General features: G+C 67.3%; 10 protein-coding genes. 6 read left to right on the top strand and 4 right to left on the bottom strand.

Annotated features, from left to right (window positions below):
* The 3 genes from IP92_RS14830 to IP92_RS14820 form a co-directional block, all read right to left on the bottom strand.
* Nucleotides 1-1011, bottom strand: coding sequence for a hypothetical protein (locus tag IP92_RS14830; protein WP_145876205.1), 1011 nt, complete (start codon nucleotides 1009-1011; stop codon nucleotides 1-3).
* Nucleotides 1011-2051, bottom strand: a complete 1041-nt coding sequence (locus tag IP92_RS14825; protein ID WP_145876203.1) for a pentapeptide repeat-containing protein — start codon at nucleotides 2049-2051, stop codon at nucleotides 1011-1013. The genes IP92_RS14830 and IP92_RS14825 overlap by 1 nt, the downstream gene beginning before the upstream one ends.
* Before the next feature lie 152 nt (nucleotides 2052-2203).
* Nucleotides 2204-4327 carry a TonB-dependent receptor gene (locus IP92_RS14820; protein WP_229418793.1) on the bottom strand — a complete coding sequence of 708 codons (2124 nt, stop codon included), beginning with the start codon at nucleotides 4325-4327 and terminating at the stop codon, nucleotides 2204-2206.
* A gap of 106 nt (nucleotides 4328-4433) precedes the next feature.
* On the opposite strand from IP92_RS14820, the gene IP92_RS14815 reads away from it, so the two are divergent.
* Complete coding sequence (locus IP92_RS14815) at nucleotides 4434-5639, top strand: PepSY-associated TM helix domain-containing protein (protein WP_145876201.1); 1206 nt, start codon at nucleotides 4434-4436, stop codon at nucleotides 5637-5639.
* 31 nt (nucleotides 5640-5670) lie between these two features.
* Nucleotides 5671-6699 (top strand): DNA-binding protein, encoded by a 1029-nt coding sequence (locus IP92_RS14810; RefSeq protein WP_145876199.1) that lies wholly within the window; start codon nucleotides 5671-5673, stop codon nucleotides 6697-6699.
* Nucleotides 6700-6803: 104 nt separating this feature from the next.
* On the opposite strand, the gene IP92_RS14805 is transcribed toward IP92_RS14810, so the two are convergent.
* Nucleotides 6804-7826, bottom strand: coding sequence for a glycosyltransferase family 9 protein (locus IP92_RS14805; RefSeq protein WP_229418792.1), 1023 nt, complete (start codon nucleotides 7824-7826; stop codon nucleotides 6804-6806).
* A 144-nt stretch (nucleotides 7827-7970) separates the two neighbouring features.
* Here IP92_RS14805 and IP92_RS14800 point away from each other — a divergent pair, with 144 nt between their 5' ends.
* The 4 genes from IP92_RS14800 (at nucleotide 7971) to IP92_RS14785 (ending at nucleotide 14959) form a co-directional block, all read left to right on the top strand.
* Nucleotides 7971-8333 carry a hypothetical protein gene (locus IP92_RS14800; RefSeq protein ID WP_145876198.1) on the top strand — a complete coding sequence of 121 codons (363 nt, stop codon included), beginning with the start codon at nucleotides 7971-7973 and terminating at the stop codon, nucleotides 8331-8333.
* A 12-nt stretch (nucleotides 8334-8345) separates the two neighbouring features.
* The gene (locus tag IP92_RS14795) at nucleotides 8346-10985 is read left to right on the top strand and encodes a TonB-dependent receptor (RefSeq protein WP_229418791.1); all 2640 of its coding nucleotides are present in this window, start codon (nucleotides 8346-8348) and stop codon (nucleotides 10983-10985) included.
* Between the two features lie 164 nt (nucleotides 10986-11149).
* The gene (locus IP92_RS14790) at nucleotides 11150-12118 is read left to right on the top strand and encodes an IS1595 family transposase (RefSeq protein WP_145876195.1); all 969 of its coding nucleotides are present in this window, start codon (nucleotides 11150-11152) and stop codon (nucleotides 12116-12118) included.
* Nucleotides 12119-12328: 210 nt separating this feature from the next.
* The gene (locus tag IP92_RS14785; RefSeq protein WP_145876193.1) at nucleotides 12329-14959 is read left to right on the top strand and encodes a TonB-dependent receptor; all 2631 of its coding nucleotides are present in this window, start codon (nucleotides 12329-12331) and stop codon (nucleotides 14957-14959) included.
* Nucleotides 14960-15053 lie beyond the last annotated feature (94 nt).

Raw genomic sequence — 15053 nt, 5'->3', positions numbered from 1 at the left:
TCATTTGCGTTCCGCCGTCGTCTTCAAGCCCAGGTAGGTGCCGGCGCTGATGCCCATCAGCCCGAGCAGGGTCACGTCGAAGTCCGGCATCGCCAGGTTGCCGTAGACCTGCTGGATGAACACGATCGACAGCACCAGTGTCCACGCCGCCATCTGGAAGCGGTGGAAGCTGACGCCATAGCTGTCGCTGAGAATGTCCAGCAGCCAGCCGCGGCTCGGCGGCGGAATCGCCGCGGCGCCGGCCGGCGGCTGGTCGATCAGCGACGAGCCGACGACGGTGCCGGCGCTGATGCCCATCAGCCCCAGCACGGTGTTCGTGATCGTCGTCGCATAGTCGCCCGTGACCATGCCGATGAACACGTACGACGCGAGGATCAGGAAGAACCACGTGGCCGCCTGCGTGCGCGCCAGGCTGTAGGGCTTGCGCACGCCGGGCGCCGGCGCCGGGCCGGGGTCGCGCAGCACGTCGCTGCGCCGGGCCAGCACGATGAAGCTGACGCCGAGGACCGCCAGCAGCGTGCTCCACAGGGCAAACCAGCCCATCGGAATCACGCGCAGCCGCAGCGCGACGTCCGACGCCACCGCGGCGCCGTCCTCGAGCCCGACGCTGACGGGCACATCGCGCGGCGCGAAGGTGGGCTTGCCGAGCAGGTGGGTCCAGACGTCGCGCGACGTTTCGGTGCGGTTCAACACGAAATGCAACGTCTGCTGTTGGCCATTGCTGGGCGGGTAGGGGACGATGTCGGGCAGCGGCCGGCCGTCGAGGAACAGCACCACCTTGTGGCGCTGCGCCGTGCAGGCCGCTTGCCGCAGCAGCACCGGCAAGCCTTCGACGGTCACCGTGATGCCGTCGCGCAGCGACGCCTCGGGCAGCGGGCGGCCCGGATGGCGCGGATTGAAGGCGCTGACGGCCGTCACGCGCAGCGCGTCCAGTTCCTGCTCCGTGGGGCATTCGGCAGCGGCGTTCGCACCGCAGACGAATGCGGCGGCGAGCATGGCCGCCCGGAGCATCAGGACGCTCCCGCGATCAGTGCCAGGTCGGGGCCACCGAACGACGGCCACGCGAAGCGGGCCCGGTCCAGCACGGCGCCGTCGAAATCGCCGCGCCGGCAGATGCTGCGGCCGAAGTCGGCACCATGCGCGCTGGCCTGCTGCAGGCGCGCGCCGATCAGGCTGCAGAACGGGAAATGGGCACTGTCCAGCTTCGCGCCTGACAAGTCGCACGTGCCGAAATCCGTGCGCAGGAAGCGCCCGCCCGTCAGCTCCGCACCCGCCATGCGGGCGCCATGGAAGTCGCAGTCCGTTGCGCGCGTGCCGCGCAGCACGGCATCGCGCCAGTCGGTGCCTGCCGCGCCCTGCGTCTCCTGTAATTCCGCGTAATGCCAGCTACTGGCGGACAGGTCGGCGCCGTTGAACGCGCAGCCCTGCATCCGCGTCTGCCGGAAATCGGCCCGGGCCAGGCGGGCCCGCAGTGCCAGCACCCGGTCCCAGCGCGCGCCGCGCCAGCGGCTGGCTTCCGCACGCGCATCGAGCAGCACCATCGCGCGGGCATGCGAGCGGTCCAGCACGGCGCGGGACAGGTCGATGCCGGCAGCCATGAATTCGTCCAGGCAGGCATCGCTGAGATCGGCGCCGGGCCAGCTGGCATCGTTTGCGCGCACACCCCGCAGCGAGGCGCCGCAGAAGCGCGCATGCTCGGCGCGGCTGCCGTCCAGGCAGGCACCGTCGAAGCGCACCTGGGAGCAATCTGCCTCGTCGAGCAGGGCACCGGCCAGCAGCGCCTGCCGCAGCGACGCACCGCGCAGCCTGGCGCCGCGCAGGTCCGCCCCTTCCAGCACGATGCCGGTGAGATCGGCGCCGTCAAGAACGATGCCCGACAGGTCGGCGCCGGATAGATCGCGCCCCGCCAGCGATTCGCCCTGTTGCAGCCAGTCGGCCAGCTGCGTGGCGGCGGTGCGTGGCCGGCCCCGCGTGGCGGCTGGTGCCGGCCGTTCGGAACGGAGGGAAGGGCTGCGCAACCTGCCCAATAACGCGGAGGGAACGATTTTCATGACGGTCCTCGTCGGTTCGGGCGCGGCGACGGAGCGTGTCTGCACCCATGAGGCCGATTATGGACCTGTCGACGCGTTTAATTAAGCGGTTCGCAGTTCCAGTCGCATAACTTTTGATAAAGCGCAAACAACTCATCCATACGGCTGAGCGGTCAGAATTGGCGGGTGTAGCTGGCGGAGAACGTGCGGCCGCGCCCCGCGAAGTACGACAGCGGATCCTTGAAATTGACCGATTGCGGGTAGTAGCCGATGTAGTGCCGGTCCGCCACGTTCTCGATACCGAAACCAAAGCGGCCCCAGCGGCTGTCGACCGTTCCCGCCACGTCGGCCAGCGTGTAGCCGCGGAAGTGTTCTTCCAGGTTCACCGGGCCGGACGTGCGCCCGATGTTGATGTCCCGGTCCGCCAGGCGGGTGGCCTGTACGCGCAGCTGCGTCTTCGGCAGCGGCGTCCAGTTCGCAGCCAGCACAAGCTTGTCCGGCGCCTGCGAGCGGGCGCCCAGCGCCACATCCATCGGCCGGCCGGCGGCAAGCGCCGTCCTGCCCATCGTCTTCGCGTAGGCAGCCGACGCGGCCAGTGTGCGCGTCACGCGCACCTCGCCGGAGACTTCCCAGCCGCGCACCGTCGTCGGCACCCGATCGAGCACGCCCAGGCCTTCCGCGTTGATCCGCATGACGGTGCCCAGCTTCGAGCGCGAGTCGTAGAACGAGGCGCCGGCGCTGCCGCGCGCGCCGCGCCAGTTGACGCCGATCTCCTGGTTGCGCGTGATGACGGGCTGCAGGTCGAACAGCTGGTCCACCGACTGGTTCGGCCGGTTCACGCCGCGCAGCACGATGCCCACGTCCGGCAGGCCGAAGCCTTCCGACGACGACAAGAACGCCGACCACTTGGGCGCGAACCGCCACACCGCGCCGATGTTCTTCACGGCCTTGTCGAACGAGCGCTCGCCACCCTGCACCGTGAAGCCGCCGTACGCCCACAAGGTCGTGTACGTATCCACCTTCAGGTGGGCCGATTCGCGCCGCACACCGCCGCGGATCGTCACCGGACCTGCCTCGTATTCCAGCTGCACGAACGGCGCGGTGGACGTGAAGTCCAGGGTCGGCACCCAGGTGCGGTTGGTGGCGGCCATGCGCTGGCCGCTGCGATCGCGCAGGTGGTCGATGCCCAGCGTCCACTCGAGGCCAGGCACCAGCAGGTCCGGGCGGACCCACGTCACCTTCGCGCCGTATTTGTCGGCATGGATTTCCGACTGGTCGTACAGCTGGCCCAGCGGCGCCAGGCGCACGTCCTGGAACGTGCTCGTGTTGCTGCCGCCAAACAGTGCCGTGAAGTCCTGGCTGAACAGCTGGGCAGTGAAACTGCCGCTGAACAGCGCGGCGTGACGGTAATCCAGTGTGGCCGTCCGCACATCGTTGCGGGGCGGATTGCCGGGCGGCGCACCCGGCGCCGACGTCGTCGGCGTGCCGCGCAGGAAGTCGGCCGGCACGGTGCGGTAATCGCTGCGCCCCCGGAAGTAGAACCGGTTGACGGTCAGCTGCACGCGCTGGTCGCCGAAATCGCGGCCCAGCTTGACGAACAGGTCCTGGCCGCCCGCGTCCAGCGTGTCGCCCTGCAGCGCGTCGATGCCCACCAGCCGGCCTGTGCCGTCATACGCCATGCCGCGGCGCTGCACGCTCGCATACGCGAAGACGTCGAAGTCGCCCGCCTTGTGCGCCACCGACACGCCCGTCTTCCAGTCCAGGCTGTCGTGGCGGAACTGGTTCGATACCCGGGCGTTCACCGTATATTCGGTACCGGCCGTGCGTGGGCGCTTCGTGATGTAGTTGATGATGCCGCCCGTCGCGCCCATCCCCTGGATCGCGGACGCGCCGTTGATCACCTCGATGCGCTCGATGATCGCCGTGTCGGCGAAATACCCTTCGCGGCTGCCGGAGCGGAGCGGGTTCGACTGCGGCACGCCATCGAGCAGGATCAGCGGGGTGCGGCCGCGCAGCGATTCGCCCGTCGACGAGATCTTCTGCCGGCTGGGTGCGTAGCCGGGAACGTAGGTGGCCAGCGCGGCCGACGGGTCGTCCGCCAGCAGGTATTGCGTTTCCAGCTCGCGCGGCGTGATGACGCTGACGGCACCGGGAATCTTGTCGACGGATTTGGCATTGCGCGTCGCCGTCACGACGACCTCGGCGAGGGGCTCGTCCGGCGCTTCCTGTCCCCAGGCGGGCACGTGCGCGAGGCACGCAAGCGCCACGGCGCGGGCGAGGGGGCGGGGACGCAGCATGCGGCTCTCTCCTGTAAGGTTTCGATCTGAAAGTCGCAAATGATAACCGTTATCATTTACCGCGGCAATGCGCTACAATCGGCCATTCTGTCACTGTCAAATATCAATGATCATCGGTACTTCGCGCAAATTGTTGCGCACGTTACACCTGTACCTGGCGCTGGCGTTCGGCCTGCCGTTCGTGCTGGCCGGCATCACCGGCGTGGCGCTGGCGTGGATGCCGGAACTGGATGGTACGTTGAATCCCGGGCTGATGCGGGTGCCGGGCCGGACCGCGCCACTGCCCGCGCCCGGCCCGCTGGCCGAGCGTGCCGCGCTGATGCTGGCGCAAGACGCACGCTACGGCAAGCCGACCGGCCTGCAGTTGCCGGAAGAGCCGGATGGCGTCATCGTCGCGTCGTATCGCACCGCCAAGCCTGCTTCCAGCACGGCACTGGCCGTGACACGCCAGGTGATGGTCGACCCCGTTACGTTGACGGTGTTGGGCGAACGCAACTGGGGAGAGTTCGGGTTGTCCCGCCCGCTGTTGACGTCGACGCTGTTCCACCTGCACCGCTACCTGTTCGCGGGCGAGGCGGGCAAGACGGTGATGGGCGTCGCCGGCCTGGCGCTGGCGCTGGTCGCAGCGGTGGGCATCGCGCTGTGGTGGCCGCGGGCGACGTGGAATGCGTTCGTCAAATCGTTCGCGATCGCCGGCCACTGGCGCACGCTGCGCTTTCACTACAGCTTCCACCGCAGCGCCGGCATGATCGCCGCACCCGTGCTGCTGGTGCTGGGCTTTTCGGGACTGTATTTCAACCTGCCGGACTGGGTCCGGCCGGCCGTCGCGGCCGTTGCGACGGTGACGCCGCCGGCCAAGCCGAAGAACGCCGGCAAGACCGGCACCGACATCGGCGCCGCGCAAGCCGTCGCGGCGGCGCAAGCGTACAACCCGGCCGGCCGGGTGTCGCGTATCGGCCTGCCTGCCGGGCCCCGTGCGCCGTACGAGATCCGCATGCGCCAGCCAGGAGAAGTGCGCAAGGGCGACGGCAACACGCGCCTCTTCATCGATGCATACACGGGCAGGCTCGTTGGCGTACGCGACCCGCTGCGCGCACCGGCCGGCGACACGTTCCTGAACTGGCAGTACCCGCTGCACACCGGCGAAGCGTTCGGCACCCCGGGGCGGCTGCTGATCAGCGTGGCCGGCATCACGCCGCTCGCTTTCATGGTCACGGGTCTCGTGCTGTGGTTGAGCCGCCGGCGCCGGCGTGCCGCGGTCGCCCAACCGGCTCCGGCGAGCTCACCTCTGGAAACACTACATAAAGCGTAGTATTATCTTCAGGGTTGATGAGGAGTATCATTTGGAAACCGCCCTGACCGCCGAAACCCAGCTGTTGAACGATGTCGAAGCGCTGCGCGCGCAGCACCCGAACACGCAGGACCTGTACCGCGAAGTCTGTACCGTGATGTTTTTCCGCTACGGCATGACGCCGACGGCGAACCGGCTGTACCAGCTGGTGCGCAAGGGCAGCATGTCGGCGCCGGCGGAAGCGTTGAACAAGTTCTGGAACCAGCTGCGCGAACGCAGCCGCGTGCAGATCGAGGGTGCCGACTTGCCGGAAGCGCTGAAGACGGGCGCCGGCGAACTGTTGTCGGCGCTGTGGAAGCAGGCGCAGCAAGAAGCGGCTGGCGCGCTGGCGGCACTGCGCGAGGAGGCCGATGCGAAAGTCGCCGCCGCCCAGGCAGCGCAGGCGGAAGCGGACGTCCGCGCCGCGCAGCTGGAGTCCGCCCTGGCCGCCAGCCGCACCGAACTGGCGGCCGCACGCGCCGAAACCACCGACCTGCGCCGCCAACTGGCGGCCGCCGAAGCGCTGCAAGGGAAGCTGCGCGAACGGGTCGACGACGCCCGCAAGGAATTGAACGAACAGCACGCCTGGTTCAAGACCGTCGAGCGCGACCATGCCGCCGCGCTCGACAAGCTGCGCGACCAGCTGAAGGCCGAGCAGCAAGCCGCCGAGACGGCCCGTGCGCATCTCGTCACCGAACTGGACCGCGAGCGGGCCGATGCGGGCCGGCTGCAAAAGGCCGTCGACGCCGAACGGGAAGCCGCCGCGGCGGCGACGGAACGGCATCGCGCCGAGCTGCGCGACATGCTGGCGCAACTGGCTGGACTGCACCAGCGCATCGGCGCCCTGGAAGGCAGCGCCGCGGCGGCCGGTACCACCCGCGACCACGCGTTGGAACAGCTGGCGGCCGCGCACCGCGAACTGGCCGCTGCCCAGGCCCGCGCGGCGGCAGCGGAAGGGCGCGCGGCCGCGCTGGAGACGGCGCTGCGGCACGGTACCGATGCCGAGCCCGCGCCGAAGCAAGCCAAAGCAAGGAAAGCGTAACCCAGGGCACCCGCCTGCAGCGGCACCGTCATCCCGCCGTGAACAAATTCGCCTATGCATCGGGCAACTGAGCCCATCCATCAGCTCGTGTGACAGCGCCTTCGCTACGCGCGTGCCTGACCTGCGCCGCGCGCCAGCAGCGCATCGGCATGGGCCATCACTTCGCGGGCCCGTTCGCCGCCGGGGTCCCACAGGCAGCGGTGCAGGTCCGTGTCTTCCGGCGCCCAGCGCGTGATGTCGGCCTTGTTGAAGAGGACGACGCTGGGCAGCTTCAGGCCCGCGGCGAGGTGCGACACGCCCGTGTCGTTACAGACCAGCAGCCGTGCCCCCGCCATCAGCGCGGCCATCGCGCCAATCGAGATCGGCCCGGCGGCGATCCGCGCCGGCGCCTGCATCCGCTCTGCGACGGCATGCGCCAGGCCGGCCTCGTTGGCCGCGCCGGTAAGCACGGGTGTCAGCGCCCACGCCTGCGCGATGTGGTCGGCCACCTCGGCAAAGCGCTCGATCGGCCAGCACTTGTCGCGGCTGCGCGCCCCGGGATGGATGCAGAAGTACTGTCCCGGTTCGAGGTCGTCGGCCAGGCCTGATGCGTGCAGTTCCGCGTCGTCCGCCGGGTACAGGGGAAATTCCAGGTGCGTGCCGTGCGCCGGTGCGCCCAGGTGTTCCATCAGCGGCAGCAGCCGGTGCGGCTCCAGCCCCGTTGCGGGCCATGGCACGCCATCCCAGCCCGGCAGCGGGCTTTCGCCGGCCGGATGGAAGCCGGCGTTGGCCCGCGCGCCGAATCCCGCCACGATGGCGTTGGTGCGCGAACCGTCGCCATGCAGCTGGATCGCGAGATCGGGATGGCGCCGTGCCAGCGCCATATGGAAGGCGGGCAGCTCCTCGTGCCGCAACGCCTGCTCCGGCAGCGTGTGATGGCCGGGGAAGGCGATGAAGTCATCGAGATAATGCGGGTAGCGGAGGCGCAGCTGCGCGGCCCACGGCAGGCCGACCAGCGTGATGCGGGCGGTTGGTGCGGCGGCCCGCAACGCGCGCAATGCCGGCACGGCGCACAGCATGTCGCCCAGTTGCAGCGCGCGGAACACGAGGATGCGCTGCGGCCTCAGGGTGTCCAGCAGGCCAGTCACCAGCCAGTCTCCAGCACATGCGTGTCGACAGTACGGGTGTTGCGCGCGACGCGCTCGTCCAACGCCGTCGGTACAGCCGTCATGGTCACCTCCGTGGCAGAAACGGCCCAGTGTAGCGCTCGTCACCGGGCTGCAGGCGCGGAAATGACGGCCGCACGCGGCTTTTTTGACCAGCCGCTGTTGCGATTTCGATACAGCACCGGGCTGCGACCAGCTTCGCTCACCCATTTGATCGGAACGCCGCGGTTGCGCTCACATTTTGCTTGTCAGCACGGTCGTTCGAAACCTAAGTCTCTGTTCCGTAAAGGATTCCCGGTGTGGCAACAACCTGCGAGAACGAAACCCCGTGTTGCCCGGAATGTGGGAGCGAACCTGGCCAATGATATTCATATCGATATCGAAAAACGCGAAAAAATCATTGGATCGGTAAGGGTGCGGTCACTAATATTGGCTCCCGGAACGAAAGTAACAGTATTGCCACACCCTTTTTACAAAAACTATAACTGACAGGAGACCTTCATGGCACCGTCCTCCATCGGGCATTCCGCGCCGTCCCGAAACCTGCAACTCAAGCTGTCCGTCGCCGTGCTGGCCGGCGCGGGCATTCTCTCCAGCGCGTCCGTGCGGGCCCAGGATGCCCAGGCCGCCGCCGACAAGGCGCAGGCCGACGCGCAGATCAGCTCCGTGGTCGTCACCGGCGTGCGCCGTGCGGCGCAAAGCGCGCAGACGATCAAGCGCAACTCCGACGAAGTGATCGACTCGATCGTCGCGGAAGATGCCGGCAAGTTCCCCGACAAGAACGTGGCCGAGGTGCTGGGCCGCGTGACCGGCGTGCAGGTGCTGCGCGCCGGCGGCGAGGCCAGCACGGTCATCATCCGCGGCCTGCCGGGCCTGACCACCTTGCTGAACGGCCGCGAGGTGTACACGTCGAGCGGCCGCAGCCTGTACCTGTCGGACATCCCGACGACGATGCTGCAGCGTGTCGACGTCTACAAGACGCAGGGCGCCGAGATGGTCGAAGGCGGTACCGCCGGCGTGATCGACGTACGCACGTCGCGCCCGTTCGACTTCAAGGGCTTCTCGGCGAGCCTGAACGGCCGCGTGGAGAACCGCGACAAGTCGAACAAGAACGACCCACAAGTGGCGGGCATGGTCTCGAACCGCTGGAAGACGGACATCGGCGAATTCGGCGCGCTGGTCGGCCTGTCGTACCAGAAGGGCCACTACCAGGACGAGGTGACGTGGAACTCGCCGCCGGACAACACCGTGACGAGCGACCCGACGATCACCGGCCCGCGCGACCTCGGCCACAGCGGCACGACGGGCAAGCGCGATCGCTGGTCCGGCAACTGGGCATTCCAGTACAAGCCGTCCAACAACCTCGAGGTGTATGCCGAAGGCTGGTCGACCCGTATCGAACACGACCGCGAGACCCAGTTCTTCATCGGTAACCTGGGCTGGAACGCCGGCACCACGTACACGCTGTTCCCGGGCACGAAGCAGATCGACACTGTGACGTCGACCGGCGACCTGTACGCGCTGAGCTCGAACCAGGCGCCGCAGGACGATTCCGAGAGCCACCAGGGCGCGATCGGCGCCAAGTGGAAGGTGACCCCCGACCTGCGCGTGAGCACCGAATTCGCCCGCACCACCAGCCACTGGCAGCAATCGTTCCCGATCATGGAGATGTTCGCGCATCCGACCAAGATCGTCGGCCAGACCTATGTCGACGGCGGCGCGCGCTTCGATTATCCGGGCACCAATATGCTGGACCCGGCCAACTACACGCTGGGCGCGTTCATCGACAACTGGGCAGAATCGCGCGGCCAGTCGAACGACTGGCGTGCCGATGTCACGTGGAACAACGGTGAAGAGCACTTCTTCCGCGAGTTCTCCGGCGGCGTGCGTCTCGCCCAACGCAAGGCGGCCTACCAGCACGAGAGCGCGAACTTCCTGGCCGCGCCAGCCGGCCTGCCGGCGGTCGGCTCGCTGCCGGGCCTGACCTGCCCGTCGATGCCGATGGCCGGTAGCTACGGCATGAGCCAGTGGCTGGTGATCTGCGGCGACTACCAGCACGCCAACCTGGATGCCTGGCGCAAGATGTACGGCCGCAACGGCCAGACGGCGCCGGACCCGTACTCGCTGTACAGCAACAAGGAAGACACCACGGCCTTCTACGGCAAGACGCGCTTCGGCTTCGATGCCGGCCCGATCCCGGTCGAAGGCACGTTCGGCGTGCGCGTCGTGAAGACGGAGCTCGACGTGAACGGCTTCAGCCAGGTGAATGGCCTGCCGGTCGCCGTGAACCGCAAGACGTCCGACACCGACGTGCTGCCGAACCTGACGATGAAGGCCACGCTGACGGACACGCTGATCGCCCGCTTCAACGCCGGCAAGGCGATCCAGCGACCGGAGTTCAACCTGTTCAATCCGGGCCAGTCGTTGGGCACCACCGAAACGTCGCCGGGCTCGGGCCTGTACGACGGCGCCGGCGGCAATCCGGACCTGAAACCGGTGACGGGCAAGAACGCCGACGTGGCGCTGGAATGGTACTTCGCGCCGACCGGCAGCCTGACCGCGACCGTGTTCAAGCACAAGTTCCAGGACTACATCCTGACATCGCTGGCCCGCGAAACGATCGACGGCAAGGAGTACCGGATGTCGCGGCCGCGTAACGTCAACGACGGCACGCTGGAAGGCGTCGAGCTCGGCTACCGCCAGTTCTACGACTTCCTGCCGGGCTGGCTGGGCGGCTTCGGTCTCGAGGCGAACTACACGTACATGAAGGGCCACCTGAACGACCAGGGCAAGGTGACGCCGTTCCCGGGCATGTCGAAGAACGCCTACAACATCAACGTGCTGTACGAGCGCGGTCCATGGTCCGGCCGGGTCGCCTACAACTACCGCAGCAAGTTCGTCGACACGTTCAACTACCGGGCGATCCTGCCGCCGGTCGGCCCGATCGACCTGATCGTCGATCCGATCGAGACGATCGACGCGTCGCTGTCGTACAAGATCAACGACCACCTCGGCATCACGCTGGACGTCGAGAACCTGGGCGATCGTACCTACAACGACTATCACAACGTGCCGAGCAACCCGCGCGACATCCGCCGCTACGACCGCGTGATCGGCCTGTCGCTGCGCTGGAAGCTGTAAGCGGCAAGCCGCACCGCTTCACCTGACCCTCTCGATGCGCGCCGCCGGCGATACCGGCGGCGCGCATTTTTTTTTCGCGCTGTCCGCGCAAAATTGGGGAACTGCCTGGCGTCAACGCTGTCTTACCTTCTGTTGAGATAACTCATCGATAACAGGAGGCAAGCATGAGCACGAATGGCTTTCAGCACCTGTTCCGCGCGCTGGCGCAGCTGCCGCTGTCGGCTGACGAGATCGATTGCTTGCGTGATTGGCTCGCCGCGCTGGAGGCGCCGGGGCGCTGCCTGGCCCTGATCGAACAAGCGAAGGGGCGATGTGCGTGCCCACATTGCGGCAATGCGCGCTGTCACCGCAGCGGCCACGCCAATGGCTTGCAGCGGTATCGCTGCATCGCCTGCCACCACAGCTTCAATGCGCTGACCGGGACGCCGCTGGCGCGCCTGCGGCATCGCGACAAATGGCTCGCCTATTTCCAGTGCTTGCTCGACTCGCGCACGGTGCGCGCGGCTGCCGAACGCGTCGCGGTCGCGAAATCGACCAGCTTTCGCTGGCGCCACCGGTTCGTCGCGGCCGTGCGCCGCGAGGAGCCGCCAACATTGAAGGGCATCGTGGAAGCCGACGAAACGTATGTGCTCGAATCGCAGAAGGGCTCGCGCCACCTCGACCGGCCGCCGCGCAAACGCGGTGGCAAGGCCACGTGCCGCGGCATCAGTCAGCAGCACGAGTGTGTGCTGGTCGCGCGCGATCGCGGCAAGACCACGCACGCTTTCCATGCGGGGCGCGGCGAGCCCGACGCCGAGCGCCTGCTGCGCTACCTGAAACCGGTGCTCGCGCTGGATGCCTTGCTGGTCAGCGACGGCGCGGTCGCGTATCCGCGATTTGCGAAGCTGGCCGGGATCAGCCATCGGGCAATCAACGTGCGCGCCGGCGAGTACGCGCGCGGCGCTATCCATGTCAACGGCGTCAACGGCTGGCATGGCCGCTTCAAGATGTGGTTGCGCCGTTTTTGCGGTGTCGCGAGCCGCTACCTGGCCAATTACGCCGGCTGGCAAATGGTTCTCGACGCTGCAGCACTCATCATCCCCGAGCACTGGCTGCGGGCGGCGGTTGCACCCCGGCAGCAGGAGCGACCGTAATGTCTGCGAGAAGTTTCGTTCCGGGGTGAAAGCTCAGCTAATGCGAACTGCGCGTTTTTTTCATCTTCCTCGGCCCATACATCTTTTGACATCGCACGCCCGCAAAATTTGATTGGATGCTGCATCGCAGGCTCACTAAGATTGGTTGCGTTGCATACGAAAAAATCGCGCCGCCACGGCGCGAACAAAATCAAAACCATGGAGACGAAGATGAATACACCCGCCAACGGGACGGTACCCGCACGCCCATTCAACTTGAAGATGACGGTTGCCGCATTGGCCGCGGCCGGCATCGTGACGCCCGCATCCGTGTGGGCGCAGGACGCGCAGGGGGCCGCCGAGCGAGAGCAGGCATCGGCAGGGCCGACGGTGGTCGTGACGGGCGTGCGCCGCGCCGCCCAGAGCGCCCAGGCCATCAAGAAGAATTCGGATGAAGTGATCGATTCGATCGTCGCCGAGGAAGCGGGCAAGTTCCCGGACAAGAACGTGGCCGAGATCCTCGGCCGCGTGTCCGGCGTGCAGATCCGCCGCGAGTATGGCGAGGCCGCCAACGTCGTGATCCGCGGCCTGACAGGCTTCGTCACGCTGCTGAACGGCCGCGAAGTGTACACGTCGCGCGACCGCAGCCTGTACCTGGCGGACATCCCGACGACGATGCTGCAGCGCGTGGACGTGTACAAGACGCAGGGCGCCGAGATGGTCGAAGGCGGCACCGCGGGCGTGATCGACGTGCGCACCGCGCGGCCGTTCGACTTCGCCGGCTTCAACGCCAGCATGGCCGGGCGCGTGGAGAACCGCGACAAATCGAAGACCAACGACCCGCAGGTGTCGGGCACGATCAGCAACCGCTGGAAGGGCGACTTCGGCGAGTTCGGCGCGCTGCTCGGCCTGTCGTACCAGAAGGGCCATTACCACGACGAGGTCACGTGGAACTCGCCGCCGACCGCGGTGCTGGGCGCGGCCTCGCCGGTGACGGGCCCGAACGACCTGGGTCACGTGCTGTACGAGGGCAAGCGCGATCGTACGGCCGCGAACTGGGCGTTCCAGTGGCGACCCAGCAAGGCGTTCGAGATGTTCGCCGAAGGCTGGTCCACCCGCGTCGACCACGATGCGCAGCGCCAGTTCTTCGTCGCCAACCAGGGCTGGGGCCCGAATTCCCAGTACACGCTGATGCCGGGCACGAACCAGGTGGCGGCGGTGACGAGCACGAACGCGAACCCGTTCACGCTGTCGTCGACGCAGGCGCCGAACGACGATTCGGAAACCCACCAGGGCGCGATCGGCGCGCGCTGGAAAGTCAACGATGACTGGACCGTCACGACCGAGCTGGCGCGCACGAACAGCAAGTGGAAGCAGGACTTCCCGATCCTCGACCTGCTCGCGTCGCCGCCGACGGTCAGCGGCGAGACTTACCGCAACGGCGGGGGCTACTTCACGTATCCGAACTACGACATGATGAATCCGGCGAACTACCGGATGCATACGTTCTTCGACCAGTGGAGCAATGCGCACGGCGCGTCGAACGACTGGCGTGCCGACGCGACGTGGAACCCCGGCTCGGATGGCCTGATCCGCGAGATCGGCTTCGGTGTGCGGCTCGCCGAACGCAACGCCTCGTACCAGCATGAGAGCAACGGCCAGATCGCGCCGCCTGCGGGACTGCCAGCGGTGGGCTCGCTGTCCGGCTTCGCGTGCACGTCGTTCCCGATGGCGAACGACTATGGCCTGGCCAGCTGGGTTACGCCGTGCGCCGGCTACCTGCATGCGAACATGGACAAGCTGCGCCAGCTGTACGGCCGCGCGGCGGGCCGGCAGGCGGCCGACCCGTACTCGCTGTACACGAACCAGGAAGACACCAGCGCCATCTACGGCAAGACGCGCTTCGGCTTCACCGTCGGCGCCGTTCCCGTCGAAGGCACGGCCGGCGTGCGCGTGGTGCGCACGAAGCTGGACGTGAACGGCTTCTCCGGCGAGTTCGTGAACGGCGTGCAGGTGCCGGTGCCGGTGAACCAGAAGACATCGTCCACCGACGCGATGCCGAACCTGACGTTGAAGGCGATGATCACGCCACAAGTCATTGGGCGCTTCAATGCCGGCAAGGCGATCCAGCGCCCGGCGTTCGCCGACTTCAACCCGGGCACCACGTACAACAACGGTGGCGGCGGCACGGTGGACCCGACGGCGAACGGCGGCAACCCGAACCTGAAACCCGTCGAAGGCACGAACTACGACGTGGCAGGCGAGTGGTACTTCGCACCGACCGGCAGCCTGACGGCCACGCTGTTCAAGCACGACTTCAAGAACTACGTCATCCGCCGCAACACGTTCGAGACCGTCAACGGCATCCGCTACCTGACGGAGCGCCCGCGCAACGTCGAAGGCGGGGAGCTGAAGGGCATCGAGCTCGCGTACCGCCAGTTCTACGACTGGCTGCCGGGCTGGCTGGGCGGGTTCGGGCTGGAAGCGAACTACACGTACATGGAAGGCCACCTGATGGACAACGGCGTCAAAAACCCGTTCGTCAACATGTCGAGGAACGCGTTCAACATCGTCGCCCTGTACGAGCGGGGGCCGTGGTCCGGCCGGCTCGCGTACAACTACCGCTCGAGCTACGTCGACACGTACAACTACCGTGGCCTGGGCTTCGACCTGATCGTCGATCCGATCAAGACGGCCGATGCGTCGATCACCTACAAGATCAACGACAAGCTGGGCATCACGCTGGACGTCGAGAACCTGAACGACCGCACCTACCACGACTACCACGGCATCGCCAGCAATCCGCGCGATATCCGGCGGTATGACAGGGTGGTCGGGCTGTCGATGCGCTGGAAAATGTAGCCGCCGCCGCTGCGCCGCGTGGCCGGGAGCCGGCGGCGTGGCGCGGCAAGTGTCATTCCCCTTCCGATGAATCGAAGGACGCTACCGGTCCGGC

The sequence above is a fragment of the Pseudoduganella flava genome, from assembly GCF_007830495.1.
Classification (GTDB): domain Bacteria; phylum Pseudomonadota; class Gammaproteobacteria; order Burkholderiales; family Burkholderiaceae_D; genus Rugamonas; species Rugamonas flava.
Note: the sequence above shows the minus strand (reverse complement) of the source record. Positions and strands in the feature narration are given on the sequence as shown.